Origin of the sequence: Achromobacter pulmonis (genome assembly GCF_902859765.1) — a bacterium.
GTDB lineage: Bacteria > Pseudomonadota > Gammaproteobacteria > Burkholderiales > Burkholderiaceae_B > Achromobacter > Achromobacter pulmonis.
Genome location: NZ_CADIJV010000049.1, coordinates 1 through 25,362 on the forward strand (window position 1 = coordinate 1; position 25,362 = coordinate 25,362).

A 25,362-nucleotide genomic window follows, 5' to 3' on the forward strand; every position below is an offset into this window, starting at 1 on the left:
CGGCACGCTGCTGTTGCTGGCGCCGGCCGGCCAGCGCGAAGGACTCGATTCCGACACCGTAGCGCGGCGCCTCGGCGCCCTGGCGGCGCAGGCCATCGGCGCCTCGCGCGCCGCGGGCGTGGTCGCCACCGGCGGCGACGGCGCGCGCCAGGTGCTGCTGGCGCTAGGCGCCAGCGGCATCGCCCTGGTGGACGAAGTAATGGGCGGCGTGCCTCTGGGCACGCTGACCGGGGGTACGGCCGACGGCCTGCCCGTGGTGACCAAGGCCGGCGGCTTTGGCGCCGAAGACGTACTGGTTCGCGCCGTGCGCGCGATCCGCGACAGGAGATTCAAGCGATGACACAAACCCCCGCCCCCAAGCTGCCGCTCTTGGCCGTGACCCTCGGCGACGTGGCCGGCATCGGGCCGGAGATCACGGCCAAGATGCTGATGGGCCATGACGAACTGCGCCAGAAGGCGCGCCTGGTCGTGATTGGCGACGTCGACGTGATGGCCAATGCGGTGCGCGGCCTCGGCGGCGACCCCGCCATCGTGCGCCGCGTCGAACGCCCCGCCGACGCCAGCAATGCGCCCGGCACCATCGAAGTGCTGCAGGCCGGCCCCTCGCTGGGCCACGTCAAGCTCGGCGAGATCAGCGCCGACGCCGGCGACGGCTCGGTGCGCTTTGTCACCACCGCCTGCGCCCTGGCGCGCGCCGGCGAAGTCGACGGCATCGTCACCGCCCCGCTGAACAAGGCCGCCATGCACGCCGCCGGCCACAAATGGCCCGGCCACACCGAACTGCTGGCGCACGAATTCGGCGTCAAGACCTTCTCGCTGGTGCTCTCGGCGGGCGACCTCTACATCTTCCACGCCACCACCCACGTGTCGCTGCGCCAGGCCATCGAAGACCTGACCCCGGCGCGCGTGCGCGCGGTGCTGCGCCTGGCCGGCTCGTTCGCCAAGGCCCTGGGCCGCGGCGACCGCCCGGTGGCCGTCTCGGGCCTGAATCCGCACGCCGGCGAGAACGGCATCTTCGGTACCGAAGACGCCGACATCCTGGCCCCCGCCGTGGCCGAGGCCAATGCCGCCGGCATCCTGGCGGCCGGTCCGATCCCGGCCGACGCCCTGTTCCCGCAGGCGGTGCGCGGCAAGTGGCAGTTCGTGATCGCCTGTTACCACGACCAGGGCCACGCCCCCTTCAAGGCCGTCTATGGCGACGACGGCGTTAACATCACCGTCGGCCTGCCGGTGGTGCGCGTGTCGGTCGATCACGGCACCGCGTTCGACATCGCGGGCCAGGGCATCGCCCGCGAAGACAGTCTGATCCTGGCCGCCGAGCGCGCCGCGCATCTGGCACCCGGCTGGACGCATGTATGGGAAACTGCGCGGGCTCAAACAGGAGGTTGATTCCATGGCGCCCGCCAACGCTGAAGATCTGCCCGCGCTGGACCGTTCCGGCGAGGTGCCATTGCATGCCCAGGTGGCGGCGCTGTTGCGCGGCTACATCCGCAGCCGCAAGCTCGGCGCAGGCGCCTTGCTGCCCAGCGAGGCGACGCTGTGCGATCACTTCGGCGTGGCCCGCAGCGTGGTGCGGCAGGCGCTCTCGGCGCTGGCGGCCGAAGGACTGATCCAGCGCGAGGCCGGGCGCCCGGCGATGGTCGCCGCGCCCCGCGAACACCGCCGCCTGGTGCAGCGCTCCACCGGCCTGTACGAGCAGTTCGCGCAATCCGGCGTGACCCTCAAGACGCGCGTGCTGGACCTGGCGCCGGCCGAGCCGCCCAAGGCGGTGGCCGAGTTCTTCGGCAGCAGCGACCTGCTGCTGCTGGAACGGGTGCGCCATGTTGCCGACGCGCCGCTGGCCTACGTCCGCACCTGGCTGCCGGCCACCGCCGTGCCCGGACTGCGCGCCGACGAACTCACCAACGCTTCGCTGCACGGCGTGCTGACGCGGCGATTCGGCCTGCATCCCGGCGCCGGCCGCAACCAGATCCGGGCCGTGGCGGCCGATGCCGCCCTGGCCGGCCTGCTGCAGGTGGCGGCGGGCACGCCCTTGCTGATGCTCGAGGGACAGGGCATGGACCAGCATGGCCGGCCCCTGGAATGGTTCAGCACCTGGCATCGCGCCGAACAGCTGGTGTTCGATGTCGATGTCAGCGTGGGCCACGAAAACGTGCAGCCGCGCCTGCGCGATACGCCCGCCGCCGGCGCCCCCGCTGCGGCCCCGGCCACCGGCCCCGACCCGCTGGCGCGGGCCCAGGCACTGGTGGCCGAACTTTCCGCCGAACTGGCGCGGCTGCGCGCCGGCGACCGCGGCTAGACTGGCGCCCGCCCACGGGCCGGCGCGGCGCTTATTCGCCCAGAAAGCCGCGCCGGTACCCCAGGCCCCGCGAAATGGCCTGGGCGCAGGCGGCCACTTCCGGCGCCAGCTGCTTCATGCGCGCCGCGCTCAAGCGGTCCAGCGGCCCCGAGATGCCGACCGCCGCCACCGGCTGGTCCAGGCTGTTGAACAGCGTCACCGCCAGCCCGCCCACCCCTTCGCGCCATTCGCCGCGATTGATCGCATAGCCCGCGCGCACCACCTTGCGCAGTTCCTCCTTGAGCAAAGGCATCGAAACCAGCGTTGCCGGCGTATGCCGCGTCAGCTTGTCGGCATAGCGCTCGATATAGCCCTCGGCCTGATAAGCCAGCAGCGCCTTGCCGGTGGCCACCGTGTAGGCCGGGGCGCGCCCGCCCACCATGGAATAGGCACGGATCGGCTGCGGGCTGTCGATCTTGTCGACGTACACCACATCGAAGCCGTCCAGCACCGACAGATGCACGGTCTCGCCGGTCTGGTCGGCCAGCGCGCGCATGAAAGGCGCGGCCAGCTTGCGCAGGTCCAACTGGCCCAGCTGGCGCGCCGCCAGCTCGAACAGCCGCACCGCGCCACGATAGCCGCCGCCGTCGTCGTCGCGCACGACATAGCCGGCGTGGATCAGGGTTTGCAGCGTGCGGTGGGTATTGCTGCGCGTCAGCCCGACGCGCGCGGCCAGCGCATCGATGGTGCGCGGCGGATTATCGACGTCGGTGACCGCCTCCAGCACCATCAGCCCCTTGAGCAATGTCTTGTCCATGTCCTGGTTTCCCAATATTTAGGACACGAACATAGCATGGCGCGCGCGCCGCGAACAGGCCCGCGGGCGCCTCACGCGGCCTGGGCCGGCAGGCACGCGCGCACCGCCGCCGAGCGGTCCCACAGATTGGGCACGGCGGCGCCCGAATACCCCGACACGAAAGGCTTGGCCAGTCCCGTCGCCGGATCATAGACATGGCGCGAGACCGCGCCGATATTGCCGCCATACATGTGCACGCTGATCGACACCCGGTCGTCGAAGGCGTTGGAAACGCGATGGATGTCGCCCTCTTGCGGCGACAGCCGCTCGACATCGCCGGGCCGCAGCGTCTCGGGTCCGCCACGCGGCGCCAGCCTGCCATCGGCATCGCGCGCATAGCGCTGGTTCACCTCCGCGCCGCGCAGCATGCCGACATAGCCCCACACCTCGTGGTCATGCACCGGCGTCTGCTGCCCCGGGCCCCACACGAAGCTGACGATCGAAAATCGCTCCAGCGGATCGCAATGCAGCAGGTATTGCTGGTAGTACTGCGGATGCGGCACGGTACAGGCCTCGGGCAGCCAGTCGTCGTGCGCGATCAGGGCCGCGAACGCCGCCTGCAGGTCGGGCGATTGCGCCAGCCCGGCGGGCGTGGCCAGGCGGGTCGCGGTCGCGATGAAATGACGCAGGCGGTCCAGGCCGGCAAGGGCTTCGGGCATTGCATGTCTCCGGATCGGGGGCGGCCCACGGCGGGCCTGACCCTTGGTAGTCCCAATTTGGCATTCCAGTATCCACGATTTGGGACGGTCATCGCAATCGACATCGGCGCGCCCCGGCCCGCGCCCGACCCGTGTCCCGCCAGCGGCGCCACGCCGCGCTTGACAGCACCGGGTCCGCGCGGGCAGCGTAACGGACTCGCTCATCATCGCCGGCCAGGCATGCACACCGATCTTGCTCCCATCCCGCCCGCGCTCGCCGACACCTTGGCGCGGGCGCGGCACGTGCTCGTCTTCACCGGAGCCGGCGTGTCCGCCGAAAGCGGCATCGCCACGTTCCGCGATCCCCTGACCGGCTTGTGGGCGCGCTTCGACGCGCGCGCGCTCGCCACCCCGCAGGCCTTTGCGGCGCAGCCCGATCTGGTGTGGGGTTGGTATGAATGGCGCCGCGCCCAGGTGGCGCGTGCCCAGCCGAACGCGGCCCATCACGCCATCGCCGCGCTGGCGCGGCAGGTGCCCGCGATGACGCTGGTCACGCAGAACGTCGACGATCTGCATGAGCGCGCCGGCAGCGGCAGCGTGGTCCATCTGCATGGCAGTCTGCACGCGCCGCGCTGCAGCGCCTGCGGGCGGCGCGCCGCCGCCGCGCCAGAAAATGCACCAGAGGACGAACCGGCTGCCGGCCGCGCGCTCGCGCCCCCCGCGTGCCTGCACTGCGGCGCGCCGATTCGGCCCGGCGTCGTCTGGTTCGGCGAAAGCCTGCCCGCCGACGCCTGGCAGACCGCGCTGGCGGCCGCTGGCGACTGCGATCTGTTTCTCAGCATCGGCACCTCGGCCCTGGTCCATCCCGCCGCCGAATTGCCGCTGCGCGCCTTGCGCGCCGGGGCCACGGTGGCCCAGGTCAATCCCGCCGCCACGCCGCTGGACCCGCATGCCCATTTCAACCTGCGCGGCGCGGCCGCCGGACTCCTGCCACGCTTGCTGGCGGCGGCCGGTTTCTGACCGCCGCGCGCTCGCGCCAGCGCCCCGCCTCACCACTTGCAGCCGTCATCGCGCAACGCATCGACCAGCAGTAATGGCGCGGCCAGCAATCCCAGGTTCGCATGCGCGTCACGGCATGACGCCCGCGCGCTGCGCGCGATACCTTGAGCCAATGCCGACGGTTGTGGCGCCGCCCTGGGCGCCAGGCGCACGCGCGGCTCGCCTTGCGCATGCGGCATTCCCAGCGCGGCCGCGTCCTCGGGACGCCAGCGGAAATCGCGCGCTGGCGTCGCCGCTGACTTGGCCGATGGCGCGGAGGCGGACTGGCGCGGAGATGCGCCCGGCCGCCGCGCCGACGCAGTGCCGGCCGGCATCAACGAGGATGCCGGCGCCGGTGGCCCGGATTGCGCCCCGGCCGGCCGCGTCAGCGGCAATACCGGCACCGGCGCCTCGGCCCGCGCCAATGGCGCCGGCAGCAGGTCCACGAACAAATCGTCATGCCGCGCCGGCTTCACCGCGTGCTCGGGTGCGCCGCGCCACAACAACCACGCAACCGCCCCGTGCAAGGCACACGACAATCCCAGCGCCGTCCACGCCATGGCGCGCGCCCGCGGCGCGGCTGTCGTCACGGAGGAAAACATCGCGGCGACTCCTGCAGGGAATCCGCCATCTTGCCGCCGCGCGCTCGCGCCGCAACAGTGATCGCGTGAAGATTTGTGAAGATGTTTGCGGCGATCGGATCTACCATCGACAAACGCGCGCGATGCAGGGGAAACCCCACATCCCATCGCGTAAGCAGCGGGATACAGTGGCATCAAACCATTGCAGGCGTGGAGATCATCATTCCGTTTTCCTGGAGACTTCCCGACGTGTTCGTGCGTTCGCCCGACGGTGTGCTGCACCGCGTGGTGCGCCACGCCACAACCACGGAAACCATCGCCAAGCTCGAGAGCATTCCCAGTAACTACCACCTGGATTGCGAATGCATGCTCGACAACGGCGAGGCGCTCGCCTGGATTGGCGAGAACCGGTATCGCCAGGTCAATGGCGGCACGATCTTCACCGCCGAGCAAAGCGCCGCGCCGCCACCGGCCGACGCCGGCGGCGATGCCCAGGCCTGCAATACCCTGCGCGACGCCTGCCGCCCCGAAAGCGCGCCCCAACCGCCCACGGGACCAAAAAACGTCGTACCATCAGCTGTAGCAAGTCTAAAAACCGGCAACGATTGGAGCCTGATACGCGCCTGGCGCGAGCACCTGAACATCAGCACCGCTGACATGGCTGCCCGGCTGGGAGTGGACCACTCCATCTACATCGAATTGGAAAGGCCCCGCCCGCGGCCCCGCCAGATCATCCTGGATCGGATTTCGGCAGCCCTGGGAGTGACGCCCGACCAACTCGATGATGCATCGTTAGGAGGACACTTTCATTGACGCCGGGCCATCGCCGCCCAGCCTGATGATGTGTTCGAACAACTATGGCGCCGCGCAAAAAACGGCCCGCGCATGGGAGGTATCCAAAATGCTCGGAACCGCAAGACGATTGACCGATGTCCTGGCCACCGCCCCCGACGGCACGCTTTATCGCATCGAACGATTCGTGTCGGACCCCGACGCCTATTCCGCGTTGGGCACATCCCGCTTCGATCCCAAGACGCATTGCGTCTGCCGCACCAGCTCCGGCGAGAAAGTCGCCTGGCTGGGCGGACAGGCCTACCAATTGCTCAAGAGCGGCTTGAACCTGACGGCGGTGGACCGACGACGCGCCTGACGCCCCTCTCACCTTCGCGCCGTTTTCGCCGAGAACCGCGCCACGACGAATTCCACGAACGTCGTGAGCTTGGGTAATGCCTGCCTGTCCTTCGGGTACAGCAGCGTGACCGGCCGCGCCGCTGGCCAGTAGGGCCGCAGGATCGGCGTCAGCCGGCCGGCGCGCACGTCCTCGGCCAGCAGCAGTTCGGGTTGCAGCACAATGCCGAATCCGGCCAATGCCGCCTGCCTGAGCGCCTGGCCGTTATTGGCAAGGAAGCGGCTGGTTGGCGGATAGCCGGCCTGCCCGCCCTCATCCTCGCCATCGCCCAGGCGCCAGCCGGTGCGCCGGCTCCAATGGGAAAAATCCAGGCACTGGTGGCCAGCGAGGTCGGCCGGCGTCGCGGGCGTGCCATGACGCGCCAGATAGGTCGGAGACGCGCAGATGATCATCTGGTAACTGCCGATGCGGCGCGCCACCAGGCCCGAATCGCGCGGCTCGCCGATGCGCACCGCCAGGTCATAGCGCGAGGCCACCAGGTCCTCGACGACGTCGCTCAACGCCAGCTCCACGCTCACGTCCGGATAGCGGTCGAGGTATTCGGCAATCGCCGGCGCCAGCGCGAACGAGCCGAACGAGACCGTCGACGTGATGCGCAGGGTACCGCGTGGCGCCACACGCAGGGCCTCCGCGCCCTGCTCGGCCTCGCGGATATCCGCCAGGATCGTCTTGCAGCGCGCGTAGTAGGCCTGGCCCGCTTCGGTCAGGCTCTGGCGCCGCGTGGTGCGGTTCATCAGCCGCAGCCCCAGCCGCGCCTCCAGGCCCTTGATGTGCTTGGCCGCCATGGCCGCCGACATCTCGTGGCGCGCGGCCGCCGCCGTCAAGCTGCCCAGCTCGACCACCGCCACGAAGACCTCCATGCTGAGAAGACGATCCATGAATTACGCACCCTGGGTATGAAGTGTTCCAACCATTCCCGGATTTTTCCACAGGAATGGAATCCGCAGAATGCTTTCATGCGCGAACGCCCCGTCCGCGCCCCTCCCATGAATACCAGGAGTCCCCATGAAGATCCTTCTTATCGGCGCCAGCGGCACCATCGGCCGCGCCGTGGCCCACGAACTCGGCCAACGCCATGACCTCATCGCCGTCGGCAAGACCCAGGGCCAGTACCAGGTCGACATCACCCGCAGCGACAGCATCCGCGCCCTGTTCGAGCGCATCGGCAAGGTCGACGCCATCATCTCCACCGCCGGCGCCCTGCACTTCGGCCCGCTGGCGGAGATGACCGCCGAGCAATTCAGGATCGGCCTGCACGACAAGCTGCTGGGCCAGGTCGATCTGGCGCTGATCGGCCAGCACTATCTCAATCAGGGCGGCTCGATCACGCTGACCAGCGGCATCGTCAGCGACGAGCCGATACGCTTCGGCGCCAACGCCAGCGCCGTCAACTCGGCCATCGACGGCTTCGTGCGCGGCGCCGCCGTGGAATTGCGCGACGCGCGCATCAATTCGGTCAGCCCGACCGTGCTGCGCGAATCCTGGGAGGGCTACGGCCCCTACTTCCCGGGCTTCGAGGCCGCGCCCGCCGCGCGCGTGGCGCTGGCCTACAGCCGCAGCGTCGAAGGCGCGCAGACCGGCCGCGTGTACCGCGTCTGGTGACCCCCGCGTAGCCAGGCCGTCAGCGCATAGAACTGGCGGTAGGCGTCGAACGGCGGCGCGACGCGGGGGGCGCGTCGGCAATAGCGGCGAGTCGGATATCGATGGCGTTCATGGTCGCGGCGCAAATCGCAGGCTGTACACTCGGCCTCATTCCAGGAGAACCCCTCATGCGCCATCTCGCCCTCCTCGCCAGCCTGGCCGCCGCCGTCTCCGCCACCGCCTGCTCGTCGCAACAGGCCTATGGTTTCGGGCAGGCCTGGCAACGCAACGAATGCGGCAGGATCTCCGACATGCAGGAACGCCAGCGCTGCATGAGCGCGGCCTCGACCTCCTACGACGACTATCAGCGCCAGCGCCAGGACATCCGGAAGTAGTCGGCGGCCCTGCCCTGAACTACCCGAACCGGATGCGCAAACGAAAACGGCCTGGCGAAAATCGCCAGGCCGTTGCCAGGATGCGTGATGCGTTGCTGTCAGCCGCCGTGGCCAACCCGCAGTCAGCCACTCCGCTATTGTCGGCATCTTTGCCGACAGCCGGCGCCGACGAATCGACGCGCATCGAATGAGGTGGCGCGCCCGGCAGGATTCGAACCTACGACCCCCTGGTTCGTAGCCAGGTACTCTATCCAGCTGAGCTACGGGCGCGCTAAAGAGGCGTGTTTATAGCATGAAGCTGCGCAGGTCCGCAAATCGGCGCGGCTCGACGCATGCACTAGCCGCGCACAGCGGCGGGCAGATACGCGGCGCGGCCATACGCGCCGGCACGGCTTGCGTCATATCAAGCCCCGCGCCCGCGCCGCGCGCTACGCTGAACCACACTCCCCGCATGCTGGCGGCAAGTCCATCGCACCGCCAGCGGCACACCATGAAACGGCGCCCGCCCGGCTTGTCCGGCACACGCCCACGCGATGCCCGCGGGCGCCCAGGAGGCGCCGCCATGACCAAGAAGTTTCCGCTGCACCCCAAGCATCCCGAGCGCATCTGCTGGGGCTGCGACCGCTACTGCCCCACCGATGCGCTGGCCTGCGGCAACGGCTCGGATCGCACCATGCACCCGGCCGAACTGCTGGGCGACGATTGGTACACCGTGGGCGATTGGGGAAGGGACAGTTTGGGGGTGGAGAATTCGGGCCTGGACGACGACGCCGGGAAAGATACCGTCACCGACACAGGCAAGGCGGCCACGCCTGCCGCCATGGCGGGCTGAGGCGCAGCGCAAAAGGCGGGCAACGCCGCCCCGGCAGGCGGCACGAAACACAGAACCGCGAAGCATCGAACCGCAGCAAAACAAAAAGGCCTTCGATCCGAGATCAAAGGCCTTTCCATTGGCACTGCTTTCACTGCATTGGCACTGCTTTTACCGACCCGACCCTCTTGATGATCACCATCCAGTGAGTTGGCGCGCCCGGCAGGATTCGAACCTACGACCCCCTGGTTCGTAGCCAGGTACTCTATCCAGCTGAGCTACGGGCGCTCCGGTAAAGAGGCAAGATTATATCAGAATAATTTTGCCGCTGCACTGCACTTATTTCTGCAGTTGCTTTCCGCAGTTACTTTCTACACTTACTTTACTTTCTTTCCGCTTTCTCTTTTCCCTTGGGTTTTTCTTGGAATCTACTTCACACCGACCATGATCAGTGCGCGGCGAATTCCCGAAAAACCTTGGCGCGCCCGGCAGGATTCGAACCTACGACCCCCTGGTTCGTAGCCAGGTACTCTATCCAGCTGAGCTACGGGCGCGTGAAAAAGCAAGCCTTGAATCATAGCGTTGTTTCGAAAATCGCGCAAGTAAGCCTCGGCCAACCGCAACGACAAACGCAGCGGCCTCGCCCCCGCCGTTCATTATTCTTGACTACCGGCCAGCCGCCTTCTATAGCCTGTTTCGGCCCGCATACCGTTGCAGAACCCGGGCTTCGTCGCCCCAGCGGCGCGCCGCGCGTCGGCCACCGCTCGCGCATTCCTAGGCCGCAACGCCCAGCATGCGCAGATAGGCGTCGGCAACGCCGCGCGCGAACTCGGTGGCGTCCGGCAGCTTGGACAGGATCGCGTCGTCGGTCGCGCAATGCACGCCGGCGTAGATCAGCAGCGCCATCATGCGCGGATTGTCGACGCGCCAGGCCCCGGCCGCCGCGCCGGCCTCCAGGATGCCCTGCAACTGCCGCACCACCAGATTCTCGGTATGGCCCTCGCGCGCATGATGATGCGGATGGGTGAAGACGATGTCATGGACGCGGTAGGTCCGCAGATACGTCGCTACATTGGCCAGGATCCAGGCGCGCAGGCGCCCGACCCAATCGTCCTCGGCGCAGGCCTCGACCGCACGCTCGAGCTGTTCGACGAACTCCCGCGCATAGCGTTGGCCCAGCGCCGCCAGCATCTCCTGCTTGGATGGGAAATACACATAGAACGTGCCCTTGGCCACGCCGGCCGCTTCAGTGATCTCGCTGATCGTCGTGGCCTCGACGCCTTTCTCCAGGAACAGCGCCTGCGCGGCGCCCATCAACTCGTCCAGGCGCACTTCGGGCGGCTTGGTGCGGGACAGCGCCGCCTTGCGCGCGGATCCGGCCGCGGCGTTTTCGGTCATTGCTTTCACTCTGATTTCACCCATGCCACAAGTCTAAGGGAATTTCGCGCGCGCACGGACTAGGGCGGACGGCCGCGACATGCGAGAATCGGCCATTGATTCCGCGATGGCCATCCCTTGAAACACCTGCTTGTCGGCCTGGATAGGCTGGACGATTTCGACGACATCATCGACGTGCGCTCGCCGCTCGAGTTCGCCGACGACCATATCCCCGGCGCCCTGAACGCGCCGGTGTTCGACAACGAGGAACGCGCCCTGGTCGGCACGCGCTATCGCGAGTCGCCGTTCGAGGCCACCCGCCTGGGCGCCGCCATCGCCGCCCGCAACATCGCCCGCCACCTCGACACCACCTTCGCCGCGCGGCCGCAGGGCTGGCGTCCGTTGATCTATTGCTGGCGCGGCGGCAAGCGCTCCGGCTCGATGACGGTGATGTTCAACATGATCGGCTGGCGCGCGCGCCAGCTCGATGGCGGCTACAAGACCTATCGCCGCGCCACGCTCGAAACCCTGGTCACGCTGCCGGCGGCGCTGCGCTTCGTGGTGCTGACTGGCCCCACCGGCAGCGGCAAGACCCGCCTGTTGAACGCCCTGGCGCAAGCGGGCGCGCAAACGCTCGACCTGGAAGCCCTGGCGGCGCATCGCGGCTCGCTGCTGGGTGCGCGGCCGGGTCAGGCGCAGCCGACGCAGAAGGGCTTCGATACGCGGCTGGCGGCGCGGCTGCGAGAGCTCGATGCGCACCGCCCGGTCTTCGTCGAGGCCGAGAGCCGCAGGATCGGCGCGGTGGCCCTGCCCGCCCCGCTGCTCGAGGCGATGCATCGCGGCGCCTGCATCGCGGTGACGGCCAGCCGAGAAGACCGCGCCCTCTACCTGCAGCAGGACTATGCGCAGTTGTTGGACGATCCCGAACGCTTCAAGTCCCAGTTGTTGCGCCTGGTCGGCCTGCACAGCCGCGACACGGTGGGCGGCTGGCTGCGCCTGGTCGACGAAGACCGCCGCGCCGACCTGGCGCGGGCCTTGATCGACACGCACTACGACCCCGCCTACGTGCGCAGCAGCCAGGCGCACTTCACGCGGCTGGCGCAGGCGCTGCCGGTGGTGTTCCGGCCCAACGATACCGACGTGGTGGCCCAGGCGCAGGCATTGCTGGCCGCACTGGGCTAGCGCGCACCAGCACGACCCCAGCCCGCTCGCAACGCGCGGCGGCGCCGCACACCCAGCCTGGCGCCCCGCTGACCAGGCACCAGACCCACACCGTGGTATCGGGAATCTTCCGCGAAGTCCGCGCCAAAGCACGCCTGTCCGGCGCGGCACGTATGCGGCCGGGCGCCTGTTACGTTTCCTTCAAATCAATGCGGGCCATCTAAGAATCGTCTTATTTTTTTCCGCTGCGCCGAAACGCACCATGACAGCTACTGACACGTCATCGCCTTTGTCCGATACGCACTAGTACGCTTCAGCGCCCCCAGCTTCTTTCTGTCTGGTTATGTTCGATGTGTATGGGTACGCCAAGGCCAAGGGCCAAGGAACCCACCATGCACTGTTCGCTCAACCCCATCATGCTCGGGCTGCTGGCCATCGCCTTGCCGGCATTTGTCCATCCCGCGCAGGCCGCCGAACTCGGCCAGCAGGTCGTCAACGATCCGTCCGGCGCCACCCAGCTCACGCTCGGCAACGGCGACACCCTGACCCATTCCGGCAACGGCGCCGCGCTTGACGTATCGGTCGCGGGCAACAGCGCGCGCGGCGATGGCGTGACGATCACTGCGGGCTCGGCCAGCAGCGCCAACACCATTGGCGTGCGCGCCAGCGCCGGCGGTAGCGTGACGCTGACCGGCAGCGTCATCAAGACGGTCGGCGCCGGCCAGGGCGCCCACGCACTGACGGCCACCGGCAAGGGCAGCCTGATCACCGTCGGCGGCAGCGCCATCTCCACCCTGGGCACCTACTCGCATGGCGCCTATGCGCAGTCCGGCGGCCGCATCGACCTCGATGGCGGCAGCATCACCACTGCCGGCGGCGGCAGCCGCGGCCTGCAGGCGACGGGCGCAGGCTCGACCATCGTGGCCCACGACGTGACCATCAGCACCAATGCCTACAACGCCGCCGGCGCCGCCGCCGAAACGGGCGGCAGCGTCACCGTGCAGGACAGCAGGATCACCACCACCGGCAATTACAGCGATGGCGTCAGCGTCAGCGGCGCCAACGCCGTGGTGACCCTGCGCAACACCGAGGTCAACGCCGCCAATGGCATGGGCGCGCGCGTCGAAGGCGGCCGCTTCGAGATGGACGGCGGCAGCCTGACCGCGGGCGGTTCGGCGGTGATGCTCAGTTCCGGCAGCGGCGCGCCGTCGGCCGCCACGATCCGCAATGCCACCCTCACCGCCACCGGCAGCTACAACTACGGCATCAACATCAACGCCAAGGACACCTCGGCCGAGATCGAGAACGTCTCGATCTCGGCGCTGGGGCCCTCCGGCACTGGCGTCTGGCTGCCGTCCACCGGCACGCGTTTCTCGGCCACCGGCTTCGACATCACCTCGGCCCTGCTGGGCGTGGACAACCGGGCTGGCCAGGTCACACTGCTCGACGGCCGCATCAAGACCCGCGATGCCAGCGGTCACGGCCTGTACCTGTCGCGCGAATATGGCAGCTCGGCCACCATCAAGGCCACCCGGGTCACCATCGACACCGCCGGCAATGGCGCCGTCGGCGCCCTGGCGCGCATGGGCGGCGCCGCCATCGAGCTGGAAGACGTCACCATCAACACCCTTGGCGACACCGCCCATGGTCTGTTCGCCAGCGGCTCGGGCGCCAGCCTGTCGGCGCGCAACTCCCGGGTCAATACCCGTGGCGCCAATGCCAACGGACTGGCCGTCAGCAACCGCGCGGCGGTCACGCTGGACAACACCAGCTTTGCCGTCACCGGCGCCAGCGCCAACGGCATCTGGAGCTACCTCACCAGCGCCGGCCTGAGCAACACCGTCACCTTGCGCAATGGCAGCCGCATCGACACCCAGGACGGCGCCGGCCTGCTCGCCTCGGGCGGCGGCCACACCTTCCTGATCTCGGACTCGGACATCACTGCGCGCGCCGGCGGCGACATCGACAGCGGCGTGCTACTGCATTCCCGCGCCGTCACGGTCACCAACGGCGGCGTGACCGCCGTCATCGAAAGCGAACAAGTCACGCTGGACGCGTCCAACGCCCGCCTCACCGGCGACGTGCTGGCCGACAGCGGCAGCGTCGACGTCTCGCTCAAGAACGGCTCGGTGCTGACCGGCGCCGTGGTGCAGCGGGGCACAGGCCGCGTCAACGGCCTGACAGTGGACAACGCCAGCACCTGGAACGTGCGTGGCGATTCCCGCCTGGGCACGCTGGCCAACGCCGGCACCGTGGCCTTCACGGCGCCGGCCGGCGCCAGCGGCTTCAAGACGCTGACCGTCAACAACTACGTCGGCGGCGGCACGCTGGTGATCAATACCCGCCTGGGCGACGACGCCTCGCCCACCGACAAGCTGGTCATCGATGGCGGCACCGCCTCGGGCAATACCGCGCTGCGCGTCGTCAACGCCGGCGGCAGCGGCGGCCAGACCACCTACGGGATACGCGTGGTCCAGACGATCAACGGCGGCACCACCACGGCCGACGCGTTCCACCTGGACAGCGGCTCCACCGGCTACCGCGCCAGCGCCGGCACCGTCTCGCTCAATGGCTACGACTACAGCCTGGTGCGCGGCGGCAACGGCGGCGTGGCGCCCGACTGGTACCTGACCTCGGACTACACCCCGCCCGTCAACCCGCCCGGCCCGGTGGACCCGACCGACCCGCCCGACCCCCGCGATCCGGCGCCGCCCGTGACCCCGCCCGATCCCATGCTGCCCGGCGGCGGCTTCAAGAACGTGTCGCCCGAAAGCGGCGCCTACGCCGGCAACCGCCTGGCCGCGACCCGCCTGTTCAACCACGGCCTGCATGACCGTGTACCGGCCGGCGACGAGGACGACGCCGACGCGCGCCGCGGCCGCGGCCTGTGGGCCCGGGTGCAGGGCCGCCACGACAGCGGCCTGCGCATGTCGGAGGGCCGCGTCGAGGTCGACACCGACCGTTCAGTGCTGCAATTGGGCGGCGATCTGCTCAAGGCGCCGCTCGGCGGCGCGGGCGCCCTCTATGCCGGCCTGATGGGCGGTTACGGCGACGCGCGCAGCCGCGCGGTGTCCACCCTGATCCTGCCCGGCAGCGGCCAACGTACCCATGCCCGCGCCCGCGGCAAGGTCTCGGGCTATTCGGCCGGGCTCTACGGCACCTTCTACGCGAACGACGCCACCCGCCTGGGCGCCTACGCCGACACCTGGATCCAGTACGGCCGCTACACCAACCAGATCAGCAGCGAACTGGGCTCGGTACGCTATCGCTCCCACGTCTGGAGCGCCTCGCTGGAAGCAGGCTATGCCCTCAAGCCCTTCGCCGCCGGCTCGGCCCTGGACACCCTGGTGGTCGAACCGAACGCGCAGTTGCTCTACAGCCGCTATGACGCGCGCGATGCCACGCTGCAGGGCACCCGCATGGGTAGCGGCAACGACGGCGCCTGGCAGTCGCGCGTCGGCGTGCGGATTTATCCGCACGCCGCGCCCGCGGCCGCCGGCAAGCCCGCCGTGCGTCCCTTCCTGGCCGCCAACTGGCTGCATGACAGCGCCGACCCAGCGGTGCGCATGGGCAGCAATACGCTGCAGGCGCAACCAGCGCGCAACGCGTTCGAATTGAAGGTGGGCGCCGAGGGCCGCGTCGGCAAGGCGACGCAGGTATCGGGCCATGTCTTTGGCCTGACCGGCAGCGGCAGCCAGCACGGCTACGGCGGCATGATCAACGTCAGCTACCGCTGGTAAGGCAAGGCGCCGCGCCCCATGCCAGCCCCTGCCGTCCCGCCCGGCGCCACGCCGGCGCGGCCCGCCTCAGATCTCGGCCAACGTCCTGCGCAGCTCGGCCTGCAAGGCCGTGAGCAGGGTCTGGGCCGCATCGCTCAGGCCATCGGCGACCAGGCGCTCCTCGGCCTGTTCGGCCTGCTGGTACAGGTCCATCGCCTGCACCGCGGCGAAACCGCCGCGCATGCGGTGCAGCACCGCGCGCAGGTCGCGCAGGTCGGCGTCGGCATGGGCCTGCTCCAGGCGCGCCAGGTCCTGCGTCATGGTCTGCAGGAAGACGTCGCGATACTTGCCGACGATCGGCGGCGCGCCCCGCGCGGGCGCGTCATTGGCGGGGGCGGCGATCTCCGGGCTGGCCGCCGGTGCGCCCGCGCCCCGATGTGCGCGCAGTTGGTTCCACAACAGGCTCAGCTTGATCGGCTTGACCAGCCAGTTGCTCATGCCCGCCGCCTTGCAGCGCGCCTCTTCGTCCTTGAGCGCATTGGCCGTGACGCCGATGATGGGCACCGTCACGCCCTGCGCGCGCAATGCGCCAGCCAGCTCGTAGCCGTTCATGCGCGGCATGTTGACGTCGGTCAGCACCACGTCGAAGGCGCCAATGTTCCATTGCGCCAGCGCCTCGGCGCCATCGGGGGCGAGCGTCACCTGGCAGCCCAGCTGTTCCAGCTGGTCGCACATCGTCACCTGGTTGATCGGGTTGTCCTCGGCCACCAGGATGCGCAGGTTCAACGGCGCGTAATGCCGCGAAACGGCTTCGCGCGCGGTATCGGTATCGCCGCAGGCCCAGCGCTCCAGCGCGAACCCGATGCTGGTGAGATAGTGCCGGTCGGCCCGGTACAGCGCGGTGCCATGCACGTCACGGCCGCCCGCCGACACCACCGGCCCCGGCCATTCGGTCGGCGCCGCCGCATCGCCGGCGATGTGTACATCGACCAGTACGCCGTCGCCGGCCTCGTCCCGCGTCAGGGTCGCCGGCGCGATGCTGGCCTGGGCTCCCCAATAGATCAGCCACTGGCAAATGTTCTCGCTGAGCTCCTTGCGCGCGCTGCGCACATAGACGCGCAGCCCCTCCAGCCGCGGCGACGGCCCGGGTGGCGGCTCGGCCGTGTCCAGCTCGATGGCGATCGAGAAACTGCTGCCCAGGCCCAATTCACTGGTCACTTGGATGGTACTCCCCATCAATTTCGCAAGACGGGCGCAGATCGACAGGCCGATGCCCGCCCCCCGCACCAGATGCGATCCGCTATCGATCTGATAGAACGGTTCGAACAGGCACGCCTGGTTTTCGGCGCTGATGCCGACGCCGCTGTCGACCACCTGGAAGTGCAGACGGGTGCGCGCGTCCGGCAGGGTCTCGGCGCGCACGCGCGCCACCACATGGCCGGAATCGGTGAACTTGATGGCGTTGTTGACCAGGTTGTTGAGGATCTGGCGGATGCGCCCGCCGTCGCCCACCACCCAGGCCGGCGTCGAGGTATCGATGCAGCTGTAGATGACCAGTCCTTTCTGCTCGGCCATGCCCGCATACGAGGCAATGCAGTTCTCGAGCAACTCGCGCGGATCGAAGCCGTCCATTTCAAGCGCCAGCTGGCCGGACTCGATCTTGGTGATGTCGAGGATGTCGCTGATCAGCTGTTGCAGGATCACCGAGGAATCCTGGATGCGATCGACATGGCGGCGCTGCTCGTCGTCCAGGTCGGTCAGGGACAACACTTCGAGCGTGCCCAGCACGCCATAGAGCGGCGTGCGGATCTCGTGGCTCATGGTCGCCAGGAACGTGGACTTGGCCTCGTTGGCGCGATCCGCCTGCTGCTTGGCCTGGGCCAACGTGTGCTCCATCTCGGCCCGCGCGCTGATGTCGGCGAAGGCACACAGCACCACGTCCTGCTTCTTGTAGCGGGTCGGCGCGAAGGCGACGAACAGCGGCCGCCCCTCATGGGTACGGAAGGTCTCGATGGTGCCTGGCCGGGTGGCGCCCAGCACCTGGCGCAACAGCTTGTTGGCCTCGGGCGAATCCTGGGGCTGCTCGCCCACGCCGAAGCCCAGCCACTGGCTCGCCAGCGCATTGCTGAACACCACCCGGCCTTCGAGGCGCGACAGCACGCACAGCGCCACCGGCGCCGTATCGAGCACGGTACGGTTGAATTCCTCGCTCTCCACCATGTCGAGGTGGGCGATCTCGGCCGGCTGGATCACCCGCCGGTTGTACCAGAGCAGGTAACCGGCGCCGGCCGCCAGCCCCACCGCGAGCATCAGCAGCACCGTCAACGGCAGCCACATGTTGGCGCGGAAGAAGCTGCCATAGTCGAGCTTGTAGTAACCGGTCCAGGCGCCGGTCTTGTCGACGATGCGCAACACCAGTCCGTCGCCGCCGAAATGAAAACCGGCCGTCTCCACGCGCGGCGGCGCGCCGCTGCCGAACAGAATGGCGCCATCCCGATGCTGCAGCCAGAACTGGTCATACAGCGGCTGGTTCAGGATACGCTCGGAGATGCTGACACGGCCACGATTCAACAGCGACACCGCGTAGACATTGCGGCGATTGGCCTGTTCACCCTCGCGCGCGTTCAATGGCAGCATCACCGGCAGCATGCCGATGACGGAGTCCGGCAGGTCGGCGTCGCGCAGCCACGCCACCCGCGGCCCCTCGCTGCCAGAGCGATCCTCGGGATCGGCGCCGCCGGCGGCCTGCTGCACCGTCGCCACCACCGACAGGAACGTCTGCCGGGTCAGCGGCTCGTAGCCGGACGCGGTGGAAATCGCCGGCACGCTCAGGCTGACCTGCTGACTCGGGGAGATGACGAACAGCGGGGCCGCCGGATACACCGACGCCGCCCAGCGGGTGGAATAGAAATCCGACAGGTAGCCGCCGATGCCGGTGAAGATGCCGTTGCTCACGGGGCAGGTGTCGGGGCTCTGGCACAGCAGCGAGAACGGCATGGCGGCAATGGCGTGCTGGCCGTTGAAGAATGCCCACGAAGCGCGGTCGAATCCGCTCGTCTCGCTGACGGGCACGGGCGCCACCAGGCGCCGGCCGTCGGGACTCAGGCCCTGCGCGTAAAGGCCCTGCAGCACACTCTCGTGAGCGTGGATATAGCCGACCAGAACGGAAAAGTCGACCCGCAGCTTTTCCTCTTCCTGTTGCAGGATGCGCTGGCCTCCCCAGTACAGCAGGCCGCCCAGCGCCAGCAGCAACGGCAAGGCCCCAAACAACGCGATGTTCAGGCGGCGGGATGCGCGGATGACCTTGATGAGCGGCGTATCCAGTTTCATAGATGCTTCTAGGGCCTGTTCACACGAAAGGGATCCCCGCACAGGCCCTGTTGCCCGTTGACCCCGCGCCGCCGTCCCGCCGCCGGCTCGCGCGGGACGGAGGGACGCGGCTCGCCATGGCGGGGTTCATTGGCCAGCAGCTCGTTGAACGCCGCCAGATCCACCGCCGCCGAAATCAGGAATCCCTGCACGCAGTCACAGCCGATGCGGCGCAGGAATTGCAGGTCTTCCATGGTCTCGACGCCCTCGGCCGTGACCTGCAGCCCCAACTGCCGCCCCAACTGCACCGATGCCACCAGCGCGGCCGCGCGAACCTCGTCGCGGGTGACGCCATGCACGAAGGCGCGGTCGATCTTCAGTTCGGTAAACGGCGTGGAGATGAGGCTGTACATCGAACTGTAGCCCTTGCCAAAATCGTCCTGTGACAGACCGAATCCCTTCAGCCGCAGCCGGCTCGCGCCCATATAGTAATTGCCGGGCGTCACGGTCATGTCGTCTTCCAGGAGTTCGAATGTTACGTCCTCGGCGGGAATGCCGCCAAGGGCGACCTGCTCGTACAACTCGTCCGGCAACTGCGGCCGGTCCAGCAGGCTGACCGGCAGGTTGATCGAGACCGGCACGCGAAAGCCGCGTTGGCGCCAGGCGCGATAGGCCGTCAGGCTGTCCGCGAGCATGCGCGTCAACAACTCGTGGTCGAGACCGTACTGGCGCAACGTGCGCAGGAACGAGCCCGGCAGCATCAGGCCCAGGCCGCGGTGCTTCCAGCGCACCAGCGCCTCGGCGCCGACGATGGCGCCGGAGGCCAGCGACTTCTTGGGCTGGAACCATGCCTGGATGCTGCCGTCGCGCAGCGCGGATTCGATGCTGTCGCGGTCCAGCAGGTGGCGGTTGTCGGCCGGGTCGGCCGATGCGCCGGCCGCCTGCGGCGGGACGCGCTGCTGCAGGCGTTCGGCCAGGCCGGCGATCTGCTCGCCGGTGACGGGCTTGACGAAGGCGCCCAGCATCGAAAAGCCGTTCTCCTTGGCCATCAGGCCGACGCTGTTGGCCATGCGGCGCGAACACGCGGTGACCACGGCCAGGATCGGCCGCAGGTTCAGGCGGGCCAGTTCGTGGATGAACTGGACCCCGTCCATGCCCGGCATGCTGATGTCCATTACCACCAGGTGGTGGCCCTCGGCGCGGATGCGGTCGAGCGCCTCGCCGGCGCTGTCGACCGTGTCCACCCGGCCAAAGCCCGCATGCTGCAGCAGGTCCCGCAGGTGCAGGCATTGCAGGGCGTGGTCGTCCAGGACCAGCACTTTGTAGTCGGAAAGCTGTTTCACGTCATGTCCTTTGCGACGCCGCGCAGGGTCTGAGCCAAGACCATGAAAGGCAGGGGCTTGCACAGCACCTGGCTCATGCCCGCGGCCAGCCCGCGCTGGGCGATCTCGGCGGCCGAACTGGAGGTCAGGCCGATGATGGGGCCGGCGTGGCCGCCGTCCCGCAAGGCCCGCGTCAGTTCATAACCATTGACGATGGGCATGTTCAGGTCGGTCAGGACCAGGTCGAACGGCTGCTCGCGCCACCGCTGCAATGCCTCGTCGCCATTGTTGGCCAGGGTCGCGACGCAGCCCAGGTGTTCGAGTTGCTCGCGCAGGATCAGCTGGTTGATGACGTTGTCCTCGACCACCAGCACCCGCAGCCCGAGCGGCCGCTGCGGTGCGCCGTCCGCGCCCAGCGCGCCGCGCTCGACGCCGTCCTGCGCCATCTGCACCGCGCGGCAGATGCTGACGGGATTGAAGGCGCTGGCCGCGCCGCAGACGGCATTGGCCATGAAGGCGCCCTGCTGCGCGCCGGGGGCCAGCACCCGCACGCGCTGGCGCGTCCAGCGCGGCTCTGGCGTCGATGGCGGCCAGGTCTGCACCAGCACCGCCCCGTCCGGCTCGGCGCCGTCGGCCGCCTGGCGGTAGGGCAACGCGATCGCGCCGCAGGCGTCGAGCCAGCCACGCACGTTGTCGACGACCTCCGGCACCGCCCCGTCCACATATACCGGCAGCCGCCGCAGCGTCACCGGCGGGCCGGCGTCCGCTTCGCCGGTTTCCAGCGTCAGGCAGAACGAGATGCTGGTGCCCAAGCCTTCCTCGCTCACCACCGACAGCGAGCCCCCCATCAGGTCGGACAGGCGCCGGCAGATCGTCAGCCCCAGGCCAGTGCCGGCGATGTCGCTGACATGGCCCGCAGGGGCGCGGAAGTATGGCTCGAACAGCCGCGCGCGGTGGCTTTCGCAGATGCCCGGGCCGGTATCGGCCACCTGGAACCGCAAGTGCGCGCGGCCCGGGCCATCGGCCGTGGCGCTGGCCCGCAGCACCACCCGGCCGGCCTCGGTGAACTTGACGGCATTGCTGACCAGGTTGTTGAGGATCTGCAGGATGCGGATCGAATCGCCCAGCATCGTCTTCGGCATGCCGACCTCGGTGACCGCGTACACGTCGAGCCCCTTGGCGCGGGCACGCGCGGCGTAGTTCGCCATCACCTGTTCGGCCAGATCGGCCGGCGAGAACGCGCCGATGTCGAGCTCTTCGCGGCCGGCCTCGATGCGCGACAGATCGAGCGTGCCGTTGATGGTGCGCAGCAGGGTCGAGGACGATTGCTGGATGGTGCCGAGATATTGCTGCTGCTGGTCGCTCAGGCCGGTCAACGCCAGCAGTTCGAGCGTGCCGAGGATGCCATAGAGCGGCGTGCGGATTTCATGGCTGATGGTGGCGAAGAACATCGCCTTGGATTCGCTGGCCCGGTCGGTCGCCTGTTTGGCCTGGCGCAGCGCGCGTTCGACGTTCTTCTGGGCAGTGATGTCGCTGATGCCGCACAGCACCACGTCCTCGGACTGGTAGGTGGTGGCGGCGAAGGCCACGTAGGCGCTGCGGCCATCGGCGAGCGTGTACTCCTGGCCCACGGTCCCGGCGTCCGCCCGCAACAGGGCCTGGCGCCAGTGGTCCTGCTCGCCCAGCCACTGGCGCGCGGCCGTGTTCGACAGCAGCAACGCGCCATCGGCGCGCCGCAGCAGACACAGCCCGACCGGCGCCACGTCGACGATCTTGCGGTTCAGCGCCACGCTGTCGACCAGCGCCTCGTATTGGCGCCGCGCCGGCCGCACCAGCCGGTCGCGGATATGGCGCACCGCCAGCAGCACCAGCAGGATCAGCGCCATGGCCACGCCGCCCGCGGCCCAGAACGCGCCGGCGCCGTCTTCGAGCAGATCGCCGATGGGCACGTAATAGGCCAGCCGCCAGCCGGCCTCGCCAACCGACTTGACCAGCACCAGCGTCTGCGGCCACCAACCGTCGCCACGCAGGCGGAAGGAATCGCGCGACAGCAGGGCCGGCGTCTGGTCCACCCGCGATGGCAGGTGGCCGCCATGCAGGGCCATGACGCCATGGCCGTCGTACAACGCATAGCCGGCGCCGTCGCTGGCGCATTCCGCCTCGACCATGCTGCCCAGGCCGCCGACCTCCAGGCCGATCCAGGTGCGTTCCTCGCCGGCGACGTCGGCCGGGGTATAGAGGAACAACCGATTGGCCTCGTCCATGGGCGGGCGCAGCCAGACGATGGGCGTGCGGCCATCCGGCTCCGGCCGCGCGTTGCGCAGGCGCAAGGACTGGGCCAGCCAGCGGGCGGTTTCGATGGACATGGGCGCGGCGCCGCCATCGGCGCGGATCGGCAGGCGCGTGACGACATCGTCGGAAGACGGCGCATAGACGATGTGGGCGCGCAATTGCGCCACATTGGCGCGATCGCGCGGCGTGAGGACGAGGGCCCATTCGTAGGCGCCGGCGGCGTCGACCAGCGGCGTCACGCTGATCTGGCCGGTGGCGCCGAAGGTCTTGGGCGTGCGCGCGACCGGCATGTGGTCGGTGTTGCGCACCGCCGAGGCCGCCACCGAGCGCAGCAGCGCCTCGCGCTGGTCGAAATACAGCTGGGCGTTATAGGCGCCGGCATTCATGCGGCGGCGGTATTTCGAGACCTCGCCGTTGAACGACCAATACGCGTAGAGCGCCGTTCCCACCAGGATGCATGCCGTGAGCGCCACGGCAAACATGTGCAGGAGAAGCATGGGCAGGCCTGGAGCCGCCGTCAACGCTTCCCGGGAACGGAGGTCTACGATCATCTGGCGATCATAGATTTCAGCTTGCGCGGCCGAACCAAGAATATTCTCAAAGCGCGGCAGGCCGATTCAACCGCCTTACCGCGGCCCCGGCGCCGCGAACACGCCTGGGGCATGCGCGGGCGCAAGTATGGCGTCCGCGCCGCATGATCTTTGTGTCCTACCTTTTAGGCGTAGCGGTTCTACGTCGTCGTCTTTGGAAATATAGTCACGACAAAATCTTCGGCGGAGCTTTTCCCCATGCGTCCTCGCCTTCTATCCGTCGCCCGCCGGGCGGGCGTTGCGATTCTCGTTTCCTGCCTGCTTTCGACACGGCCCGGCGCAGCGCAGGACGCGCCTGACGGATCATTGATAAGCACCCACGGCGCCAACGGCGGCCCCGCCTGTATGCTCTGTCACGGTGCTCACGGCGAAGGCAATCCAGTGGCCAACTTTCCGCGGTTGGCTGGCACTGGCGCCGCCTATCTGAAAGACCAGCTCGAGGCCATCGCCAACGGCTCTCGCCTGAGCCCGGTCATGACGGCCATCGCCAAGACCCTGGACCCGGCGCAACGCGAGGCCGTGGCGCAGTTCTACGCCGCGCTGCCCCTGCCCCTGGACACCGACCGGTTGGCCGCCACCGCGCTGCAGTCGCCCAAGCCCGACGAGGTCGGCGCCTGGCTCGCCATTCGCGGCGCCTGGGACAAAAACGTACCCGCCTGCAACCAGTGCCACGGCCCTGGCGGTATCGGTGTGGGCGCCCATTTCCCAAGCCTGGCGGGCCAGCCCGCCGCCTACATCGCGGAACAACTGCGCCTGTGGCGCGAAAACCGGCGTCCGCCGGGTCCGCTGGGTCTGATGGCGTCCGTCGCCACGCGCTTGACGGACGCGGAAATCAACGCGGTGTCCGCCTACTACGCCGGCCTGCCCAAGGCCGCCGACCAGTTTGCCGCAAACGCCGCGAAAGCCGAACCATGATCTCGCCATCCTCCCGCCTCCGTCCGCTACAGGCTGCCGTCCTTGCGCTATTTTTTCTGGGCGCCATCGTGCTGATCACCGCGATCCGGCGCGCGGGCCCGGCGTATCCGACAACGTCCCCTCCTCGACCGGCGGCCGATACGCCCGCAGTTCGAACGCCGGCCCTTCCCGCGGCGCCCACCGCGCGCACGGATACCCGCGCGGCTTTCGCGCCGCCAACAGCCGCTTCGCTGCCGGACACGGCATTCGGCAAGACCGTCCGCCAGGGCGAGCAGATTTTCCTGCATACGCCGCAGAAGGCCCCCCAGTTCGCCGGCAACAATCTGAATTGCGCCAGTTGCCATCTGGACGCTGGCCGTCGTCCTGACTCCGCGCCAATGTGGGCCGCCTACGTGCTGTACCCCGCGTATCGCGCCAAGAACGGCCACGTCAACACGCTCGCCGAACGATTGCAGGGCTGTTTCCGCTTCAGCATGAACGGCAAGCCACCCGCGGCTGATGATCCGGTCCTGATCGCCCTGCAGACATACATGTTCTGGCTCGCCGGCAACGCCCCCACCGGTGTGCCACTCAAGGGCCAGGGCTATCCCAAGCTGCCGCCGCCGCCACGGAAGGCCGACTACCTGCGCGGTAGCCAGGTCTACGCCCAGAACTGCGCCGTCTGCCACGGCGAACACGGCCAGGGCCAGAAGAACGGCGCGCATTGGGTGTTCCCGGCCCTGTGGGGGCCCGACTCCTTCAACTGGGGCGCCGGCATGCATCAGATAAAGAACGCCGCCGGGTTCATCAAGGTCAACATGCCATTGGGCCGTGGGGGTCTGTTAAGCGACCAGGAGGCCTGGGACGTGGCCTACTTCATGAATGCGCATGAACGCCCCCAAGATCCCCGCTACACCGAATCCGTGGCCAGGACTCGCGCCAAGTACCACGATTCCGAGGATTCGCTGTACGGCATCGAGATCAACGGCCACCTGCTCGGAAGCGCCGCGCCGCCGTCCGGCGGCAAGTTGGCGCAAGGCGCCGGGCGCTAAAACCGGAGGCGACGTCAAGCCGTACTGCCGCATGCGATACCAATCGATCTTCGCCCAGCCTCGGCGTCTGCCCGAGGCCGACCGCCAGCAGCGCCGGCACGCGCTGGTGCGTCTGTCGCTGGCGGTGGCGTACAACTCGTGGCGGCTGTCGCGCCACGATTGGTCGGACAGCCAGGCGCCCGGCGATGCGCTGGGGGCCGCGCCATGACCATCCTCTACCTGCTGCTGCCCTTGTCGCTGCTGTTCGTGCTGGCCATCGGCGTGTCGCTGTGGTGGGCG

20 protein-coding genes, 3 tRNA genes and 2 pseudogenes are annotated in these 25,362 nt (G+C 68.7%); 14 read left to right on the forward strand and 11 right to left on the reverse strand.

Annotated features, from left to right (window positions below):
• From dtnK to HV701_RS24905, 3 genes and pseudogenes are all read left to right on the forward strand, one after another.
• A pseudogene (gene dtnK, locus HV701_RS24895) lies at positions 1-340 on the forward strand (D-threonate kinase); the annotation flags it as partial.
• Positions 337-1,389, forward strand: a complete 1,053-nt coding sequence (gene pdxA, locus HV701_RS24900) for a 4-hydroxythreonine-4-phosphate dehydrogenase PdxA (protein ID WP_175135676.1) — start codon at positions 337-339, stop codon at positions 1,387-1,389. The pseudogene dtnK and the gene pdxA, both read left to right, overlap by 4 nt.
• A gap of 4 nt (positions 1,390-1,393) precedes the next feature.
• Positions 1,394-2,299, forward strand: a complete 906-nt coding sequence (locus HV701_RS24905) for a GntR family transcriptional regulator (protein ID WP_175135677.1) — start codon at positions 1,394-1,396, stop codon at positions 2,297-2,299.
• Between the two features lie 31 nt (positions 2,300-2,330).
• On the opposite strand, the gene HV701_RS24910 is transcribed toward HV701_RS24905, so the two are convergent.
• Both HV701_RS24910 and HV701_RS24915 read right to left on the reverse strand, forming a co-directional pair.
• A complete protein-coding gene (locus tag HV701_RS24910; protein WP_175135678.1) occupies positions 2,331-3,095 on the reverse strand; it encodes an IclR family transcriptional regulator in 765 nt (254 codons plus the stop codon).
• A 71-nt stretch (positions 3,096-3,166) separates the two neighbouring features.
• Positions 3,167-3,793 carry a cysteine dioxygenase family protein gene (locus tag HV701_RS24915; RefSeq protein WP_175135679.1) on the reverse strand — a complete coding sequence of 209 codons (627 nt, stop codon included), beginning with the start codon at positions 3,791-3,793 and terminating at the stop codon, positions 3,167-3,169.
• 219 nt (positions 3,794-4,012) lie between these two features.
• Between HV701_RS24915 and HV701_RS24920 the strand changes: the two genes are divergently transcribed.
• Positions 4,013-4,792 (forward strand): SIR2 family NAD-dependent protein deacylase, encoded by a 780-nt coding sequence (locus HV701_RS24920; protein WP_175135680.1) that lies wholly within the window; start codon positions 4,013-4,015, stop codon positions 4,790-4,792.
• Positions 4,793-4,821: 29 nt separating this feature from the next.
• Here the strand turns inward: HV701_RS24920 and HV701_RS24925 are convergent, their stop codons facing one another.
• On the reverse strand, positions 4,822-5,412 hold the full coding sequence (locus HV701_RS24925) for a hypothetical protein (protein ID WP_175135681.1): 591 nt from the start codon (positions 5,410-5,412) through the stop codon (positions 4,822-4,824).
• Positions 5,413-5,601: 189 nt separating this feature from the next.
• Between HV701_RS24925 and HV701_RS24930 the strand changes: the two genes are divergently transcribed.
• Both HV701_RS24930 and HV701_RS24935 read left to right on the forward strand, forming a co-directional pair.
• Entirely contained in the window at positions 5,602-6,204 is a 603-nt protein-coding gene (locus HV701_RS24930) for a helix-turn-helix domain-containing protein (protein WP_175135682.1), read from the forward strand.
• Positions 6,205-6,292: 88 nt separating this feature from the next.
• Entirely contained in the window at positions 6,293-6,541 is a 249-nt protein-coding gene (locus HV701_RS24935) for a hypothetical protein (protein WP_175135683.1), read from the forward strand.
• An 8-nt stretch (positions 6,542-6,549) separates the two neighbouring features.
• On the opposite strand, the gene HV701_RS24940 is transcribed toward HV701_RS24935, so the two are convergent.
• Positions 6,550-7,458 carry a LysR family transcriptional regulator gene (locus tag HV701_RS24940; RefSeq protein ID WP_175135684.1) on the reverse strand — a complete coding sequence of 303 codons (909 nt, stop codon included), beginning with the start codon at positions 7,456-7,458 and terminating at the stop codon, positions 6,550-6,552.
• Between the two features lie 127 nt (positions 7,459-7,585).
• On the opposite strand from HV701_RS24940, the gene HV701_RS24945 reads away from it, so the two are divergent.
• Both HV701_RS24945 and HV701_RS24950 read left to right on the forward strand, forming a co-directional pair.
• Complete coding sequence (locus tag HV701_RS24945) at positions 7,586-8,182, forward strand: short chain dehydrogenase (protein ID WP_175135685.1); 597 nt, start codon at positions 7,586-7,588, stop codon at positions 8,180-8,182.
• 167 nt (positions 8,183-8,349) lie between these two features.
• Positions 8,350-8,556: a hypothetical protein gene (locus HV701_RS24950; RefSeq protein ID WP_175135686.1), complete on the forward strand. Its 207-nt coding sequence runs from the start codon at positions 8,350-8,352 to the stop codon at positions 8,554-8,556.
• 193 nt (positions 8,557-8,749) lie between these two features.
• On the opposite strand, the gene HV701_RS24955 is transcribed toward HV701_RS24950, so the two are convergent.
• Positions 8,750-8,826 (reverse strand) — tRNA-Arg (locus HV701_RS24955).
• A 292-nt stretch (positions 8,827-9,118) separates the two neighbouring features.
• Between HV701_RS24955 and HV701_RS24960 the strand changes: the two genes are divergently transcribed.
• A complete protein-coding gene (locus HV701_RS24960; protein WP_175135687.1) occupies positions 9,119-9,388 on the forward strand; it encodes a DUF3079 domain-containing protein in 270 nt (89 codons plus the stop codon).
• Positions 9,389-9,578: 190 nt separating this feature from the next.
• On the opposite strand, the gene HV701_RS24965 is transcribed toward HV701_RS24960, so the two are convergent.
• From HV701_RS24965 to HV701_RS24975, 3 genes are all read right to left on the reverse strand, one after another.
• Positions 9,579-9,655 (reverse strand) — tRNA-Arg (locus tag HV701_RS24965).
• 189 nt (positions 9,656-9,844) lie between these two features.
• Positions 9,845-9,921 (reverse strand) — tRNA-Arg (locus tag HV701_RS24970).
• A gap of 220 nt (positions 9,922-10,141) precedes the next feature.
• Positions 10,142-10,765: a TetR/AcrR family transcriptional regulator gene (locus HV701_RS24975; RefSeq protein ID WP_217467991.1), complete on the reverse strand. Its 624-nt coding sequence runs from the start codon at positions 10,763-10,765 to the stop codon at positions 10,142-10,144.
• Between the two features lie 117 nt (positions 10,766-10,882).
• Between HV701_RS24975 and mnmH the strand changes: the two genes are divergently transcribed.
• Both mnmH and HV701_RS24985 read left to right on the forward strand, forming a co-directional pair.
• A complete protein-coding gene (gene mnmH, locus HV701_RS24980) occupies positions 10,883-11,926 on the forward strand; it encodes a tRNA 2-selenouridine(34) synthase MnmH (protein WP_175135689.1) in 1,044 nt (347 codons plus the stop codon).
• A 371-nt stretch (positions 11,927-12,297) separates the two neighbouring features.
• The gene (locus tag HV701_RS24985; RefSeq protein ID WP_175135690.1) at positions 12,298-15,645 is read left to right on the forward strand and encodes an autotransporter outer membrane beta-barrel domain-containing protein; all 3,348 of its coding nucleotides are present in this window, start codon (positions 12,298-12,300) and stop codon (positions 15,643-15,645) included.
• Positions 15,646-15,711: 66 nt separating this feature from the next.
• Here the strand turns inward: HV701_RS24985 and HV701_RS24990 are convergent, their stop codons facing one another.
• Genes HV701_RS24990 through HV701_RS25000 form a run of 3 tightly spaced genes read right to left on the reverse strand, consistent with a single transcriptional unit; the run spans position 15,712 to position 23,044 of the window.
• Complete coding sequence (locus HV701_RS24990) at positions 15,712-18,954, reverse strand: hybrid sensor histidine kinase/response regulator (RefSeq protein WP_244957897.1); 3,243 nt, start codon at positions 18,952-18,954, stop codon at positions 15,712-15,714.
• Between the two features lie 8 nt (positions 18,955-18,962).
• Complete coding sequence (locus HV701_RS24995; protein ID WP_175135691.1) at positions 18,963-20,276, reverse strand: EAL domain-containing response regulator; 1,314 nt, start codon at positions 20,274-20,276, stop codon at positions 18,963-18,965.
• Positions 20,273-23,044 (reverse strand): ATP-binding protein, encoded by a 2,772-nt coding sequence (locus tag HV701_RS25000; RefSeq protein ID WP_175135692.1) that lies wholly within the window; start codon positions 23,042-23,044, stop codon positions 20,273-20,275. Before HV701_RS25000 ends, HV701_RS24995 begins: the two co-directional genes overlap by 4 nt.
• Before the next feature lie 291 nt (positions 23,045-23,335).
• On the opposite strand from HV701_RS25000, the gene HV701_RS25005 reads away from it, so the two are divergent.
• The 3 genes and pseudogenes from HV701_RS25005 to HV701_RS26900 all read left to right on the forward strand — a co-directional run.
• Positions 23,336-24,052, forward strand: a complete 717-nt coding sequence (locus HV701_RS25005) for a c-type cytochrome (protein WP_175135693.1) — start codon at positions 23,336-23,338, stop codon at positions 24,050-24,052.
• Positions 24,049-25,083, forward strand: coding sequence for a c-type cytochrome (locus HV701_RS26895; RefSeq protein ID WP_244957898.1), 1,035 nt, complete (start codon positions 24,049-24,051; stop codon positions 25,081-25,083). Before HV701_RS25005 ends, HV701_RS26895 begins: the two co-directional genes overlap by 4 nt.
• A gap of 204 nt (positions 25,084-25,287) precedes the next feature.
• Positions 25,288-25,362, forward strand: a pseudogene (locus HV701_RS26900) (cbb3-type cytochrome oxidase assembly protein CcoS); the annotation flags it as partial.

Excerpts from the sequence above, each read along its gene's own strand:
- HV701_RS24905 (WP_175135677.1), top strand. The coding sequence starts at position 1,394 with ATGGCGCCCGCCAACGCTGAAGATCTGCCCGCGCTGGACCGTTCCGGC.
- HV701_RS24990 (WP_244957897.1), bottom strand. The coding sequence starts at position 18,954 with ATGAAACTGGATACGCCGCTCATCAAGGTCATCCGCGCATCCCGCCGC.
- HV701_RS24985 (WP_175135690.1), top strand. The coding sequence starts at position 12,298 with ATGCACTGTTCGCTCAACCCCATCATGCTCGGGCTGCTGGCCATCGCC.
- HV701_RS24920 (WP_175135680.1), top strand. The coding sequence starts at position 4,013 with ATGCACACCGATCTTGCTCCCATCCCGCCCGCGCTCGCCGACACCTTG.
- HV701_RS24940 (WP_175135684.1), bottom strand. The coding sequence starts at position 7,458 with ATGGATCGTCTTCTCAGCATGGAGGTCTTCGTGGCGGTGGTCGAGCTG.
- pdxA (WP_175135676.1), top strand. The coding sequence starts at position 337 with ATGACACAAACCCCCGCCCCCAAGCTGCCGCTCTTGGCCGTGACCCTC.
- HV701_RS24960 (WP_175135687.1), top strand. The coding sequence starts at position 9,119 with ATGACCAAGAAGTTTCCGCTGCACCCCAAGCATCCCGAGCGCATCTGC.
- HV701_RS24925 (WP_175135681.1), bottom strand. The coding sequence starts at position 5,412 with ATGTTTTCCTCCGTGACGACAGCCGCGCCGCGGGCGCGCGCCATGGCG.
- HV701_RS24910 (WP_175135678.1), bottom strand. The coding sequence starts at position 3,095 with ATGGACAAGACATTGCTCAAGGGGCTGATGGTGCTGGAGGCGGTCACC.
- HV701_RS25000 (WP_175135692.1), bottom strand. The coding sequence starts at position 23,044 with ATGCTTCTCCTGCACATGTTTGCCGTGGCGCTCACGGCATGCATCCTG.
- HV701_RS24935 (WP_175135683.1), top strand. The coding sequence starts at position 6,293 with ATGCTCGGAACCGCAAGACGATTGACCGATGTCCTGGCCACCGCCCCC.
- HV701_RS24975 (WP_217467991.1), bottom strand. The coding sequence starts at position 10,765 with ATGACCGAAAACGCCGCGGCCGGATCCGCGCGCAAGGCGGCGCTGTCC.
- HV701_RS24945 (WP_175135685.1), top strand. The coding sequence starts at position 7,586 with ATGAAGATCCTTCTTATCGGCGCCAGCGGCACCATCGGCCGCGCCGTG.
- HV701_RS26895 (WP_244957898.1), top strand. The coding sequence starts at position 24,049 with ATGATCTCGCCATCCTCCCGCCTCCGTCCGCTACAGGCTGCCGTCCTT.
- HV701_RS24915 (WP_175135679.1), bottom strand. The coding sequence starts at position 3,793 with ATGCCCGAAGCCCTTGCCGGCCTGGACCGCCTGCGTCATTTCATCGCG.
- HV701_RS25005 (WP_175135693.1), top strand. The coding sequence starts at position 23,336 with ATGCGTCCTCGCCTTCTATCCGTCGCCCGCCGGGCGGGCGTTGCGATT.
- HV701_RS24950 (WP_175135686.1), top strand. The coding sequence starts at position 8,350 with ATGCGCCATCTCGCCCTCCTCGCCAGCCTGGCCGCCGCCGTCTCCGCC.